Source organism: Pseudoalteromonas sp. PS5 (genome assembly GCF_004103255.1).
Lineage (GTDB): Bacteria > Pseudomonadota > Gammaproteobacteria > Enterobacterales > Alteromonadaceae > Pseudoalteromonas > Pseudoalteromonas peptidolytica.
In genome coordinates this window covers 1-3,460 of record NZ_RCSQ01000237.1, presented here as the reverse complement: position 1 = coordinate 3,460, position 3,460 = coordinate 1, and the positions used below count along the sequence as shown (strand labels likewise).

The following is a 3,460-nucleotide window of genomic DNA, read 5'->3' as shown; positions in this document are numbered from 1 at the left end:
AAATAGCAAAATTTTTGCCCAGTTATCGACAAGATTTTCTCGCCTCAAAATAGACGGCTTAATTAAGATAATGGGTATTAATACTCTGCCTCCATTGACGTAAAAATTTGGTTAAATTCGTAAAGATGTGCAAAATAAGCCTGTATAAAAAATAAGATTAGGAAGTGAAATCATGTTAGCTCTATCAACCCGAGTGATTGTTGCTGTGCTCAGTACTGCAATTTCCCTATGTACTTTTACCAGTTATGCCAAAGTCGATAAGGAGAGATCTTATATTCTTGCAACAGCATCATCAGGGGGAACGTTTTATCCTGTGGGGGTTGCAATTGCGACATTAGCCAAACTTAAAATCACGCCACAGCATGGTATGAGTGTATCTGCTATAACCTCAGCAGGTTCGGGTGATAATCTAAAACTAATGCGAAATAAAGAGGCGGAACTGGCTATCTTACAAGGACTTTATGGCGCTTGGGCAACGCAAGGCAAAGGGGCGATGTCCACGGCAGGAAAGCAAGACTATCTGCGTTCGGTAACTATGCTTTGGCAGAATGTTGAGCACTTTGTAATTGATAAAAAGTATACCAAAACGGGTAATGTGTCAGACTTAAAAAATCTTTACTCGCAAGGATTTGGTATTGGTAAACGTAATTCAGGCACGGAAGGATCGGGCAAGCACATTATGGCTGCACTAAGTATTGATAGTGAGAAATTCACTTTGGTTCATAAAGGCTATGCAGGCTCTGCTAATGCGTTACAAAACGGTCAAATTGCAGGGATGAATATTCCCGCAGGCGTGCCAGTTAGTGCTATCACAAGTGCTTACGCTGCTGATGCTCAAGGGATAACTGTGCTTGATTTTACGGATGAGCAGCTACAAAAAGTAAATGGTGGGACTGAACTGTGGTCTCGTTTCGAAATTCCAGCAAACACCTATCCAGGTCAAACCAAAGCCATCAAAACGATTGCCCAGCCTAATTTCCTTGCTGTTCACAAAGACATGAACGAAGAAGATGTTTACCTTCTTACGAAGACGATTTATGAAAACTTGGTTTTTTTACAGACTATCCATAAAGCAACCAAGGCAATGGCAATTGAAAAAGCGTTAATAGGACTCCCTGCTAAATTACACCCAGGGGCACTAAAATATTATCAAGAAATAGGTATCGAGATACCTGCCCACCTGCAGTAGTGCTGGTCGTTAAGTAAAGTGAGACAGTATGTACCAATGAGTAGTATCAAAAATGAGCCGGATAGTTTAGTAGTACCAACAAAGCCCCAGAGTAACAAAGCAAGGCTAGCTTTCTATTTGGCGGTAATCACAAGCCTCTTACATCTTTATTTTAATTTAGTTGCTACCTGGCCAGACAATTATATTTCAGCCATTCACTTTATGTTGTTTGGGAGCTTTTTATTACTGACTGTGCCGCTTAATAGTGGCAGATGGACATGGGTTGCTCATGTGATTGATGTTGGGCTATGTGTAAGCTTAGTACTCAGTTGTGGCTATCTCGTGCTCTATAGTGACGCATTGGCAGCACGTAACTATGAATTTGCAACAGCTGACTGGCTAGCATCGATTACCGCTACGTTAGTGGCGCTAGAGTTAGTTCGTCGAAGTATGGGATGGTTTATTCCCGTTATGATCATGCTGGCGATGAGCTATGTATTGTTTCTTGGGCAATATATTGACGGTATTTTTCATTTTGCAGGACTCAGCGCTGAAACAATACTGTTTCGAAATTATTTTGATGACGGGCTCTTTGGGCCTATTGCCAAGATCTCTTGGACATTCGTATTTATGTTCATCCTGTTCGGTAGCTTTTTAGTTCAAGCGGGAACCGGTGATTTTATTATTCGTCTATCTAACGCACTTGTTGGGCGCATGGTTGGTGGCCAAGGTTTGGTTGCTGTGGTGAGTTCAGGCATGATGGGGTCAGTGTCTGGATCTGCGATTGCCAATACAGCTGCAACTGGTGTGATCACAATCCCTTTAATGAAGAAAGCCGGATTTCCGGCAAAATTTGCCGCTGCTGTTGAAGCTGGAGCCTCAACTGGTGGCCAGTTGATCCCACCAATTATGGGAGCCGGTGTGTTTGTGATGGCTTCATACACGCAGCTCCCATATCTCACAATTATTGCGGCGGCGTTTATGCCAGCGATACTGTACTTTGCTTCCATTGCTATTTTTGTAAGAATTCAGGCAAAGCGATTAGGTATTAAACCATCAGAACACGCCGAGCAATTGAGTGCATGGCAAGAGTTAAAAGCGGGTTGGCATCATCTGTTACCTATATTGCTGCTGGTTGCACTTATGGTTTATGGCTTTACACCCACCTACGCCGTTAGTATTGCAACCCTCAGTGTATACTTATTTTCTTTGGTGTCTCGCACGCCAATGGGTTATTCAAAAGTACTCGCAGCACTTGCTTCGGCAACAGAGAATAGCGCCAAAACAGCGGTGTTATTGGTAACCATAGGTGTGCTTATTAATTGTATATCTATCAGCTCACTTGGGGTTACTTTCTCTTTGATGATCAATGAATGGGCTGGGTCGAATTTGATGTTGTTGCTGGTGTTGATTGCATTGGCATCTCTAATCGTTGGAATGGGCTTACCTGTTACGGCATCTTATATTGTGTTAGCGACACTCTCAGCGCCTGCACTGTACGGATTGATCAGTCAATCTGCATTGGTAGAGGTGATAGTCAACGGCCAACTCAACGATACCGCGAACATGATGATGCAGATGATGGCGCCAAGCCTCAGTGAAATTTATAACTTGCCTACAACCAGCGCCAATGAGGTCATGACTATACTGGCTGGGTTACCACCAGAAGCTATTGAGATTATTCGTAGCAATCAATTCGATGCCTCGCACTTGGCGATGATGCTTCTATCAGCGCACATGATTATCTTTTGGCTGTCGCAAGATAGTAACGTGACCCCACCGGTGTGCTTGGTAGCCTTTACTGCGGCAGGGATCGCAAAAACTCCACCAATGGCAACGGGAGTAGAAGCATGGAAGACAGCTAAAGCCTTATATATAGTGCCACTATTATTTGCTTACACTCCTTTTATAGGCGGTACTCACGTTGAAGTGATGCAAATATTTTTTACTGCCCTCATCGGTATCTATGCACTGGTTGCTGCAATTTATGGATATGCAGAGTCTCAATTGAAGCCATTGATAAGAGGAATTGTTGCGATTGCTGGCGTGTCGTTAGTATGGCCACATCAAATGTACTATCTAGACATTGGTGCGGCAATGATGGTGATTTCCTTGATTGCAACGCAAGTTTGGGTGGCTAGAACGGCAAGAGCATAAAGAACTTCTTATTGAGAACAACTAAATAGCAAAGTTCTTTCTTGCCCTCACGGGTGTAGGTACCTAGGTGGCGTCGGTGCTACCAATAAGGCTTTCCCGCCTCAAAGTAGCTCGTCGCCCCTGAAACCAATTTAA

General features: G+C 43.4%; 2 protein-coding genes. Both read left to right on the top strand.

Going from position 1 to position 3,460, the window contains the following annotated elements; all coding sequences use genetic code 11:
* Positions 1 to 172 precede the first annotated feature (172 nt).
* Positions 173 to 1,189 (top strand): TAXI family TRAP transporter solute-binding subunit, encoded by a 1,017-nt coding sequence (locus D9603_RS21245; RefSeq protein WP_128732828.1) that lies wholly within the window; start codon positions 173 to 175, stop codon positions 1,187 to 1,189.
* Between the two features lie 36 nt (positions 1,190 to 1,225).
* On the top strand, positions 1,226 to 3,325 hold the full coding sequence (locus tag D9603_RS21240) for a TRAP transporter fused permease subunit (RefSeq protein ID WP_128732827.1): 2,100 nt from the start codon (positions 1,226 to 1,228) through the stop codon (positions 3,323 to 3,325).
* The last annotated feature ends 135 nt before the right edge of the window (positions 3,326 to 3,460 follow it).

What these genes read in the sequence shown, in the direction of transcription:
- D9603_RS21240 (WP_128732827.1), top strand. Translation starts at nt 1,226, where the DNA reads ATGAGTAGTATCAAAAATGAGCCGGATAGTTTAGTAGTACCAACAAAG.
- D9603_RS21245 (WP_128732828.1), top strand. Translation starts at nt 173, where the DNA reads ATGTTAGCTCTATCAACCCGAGTGATTGTTGCTGTGCTCAGTACTGCA.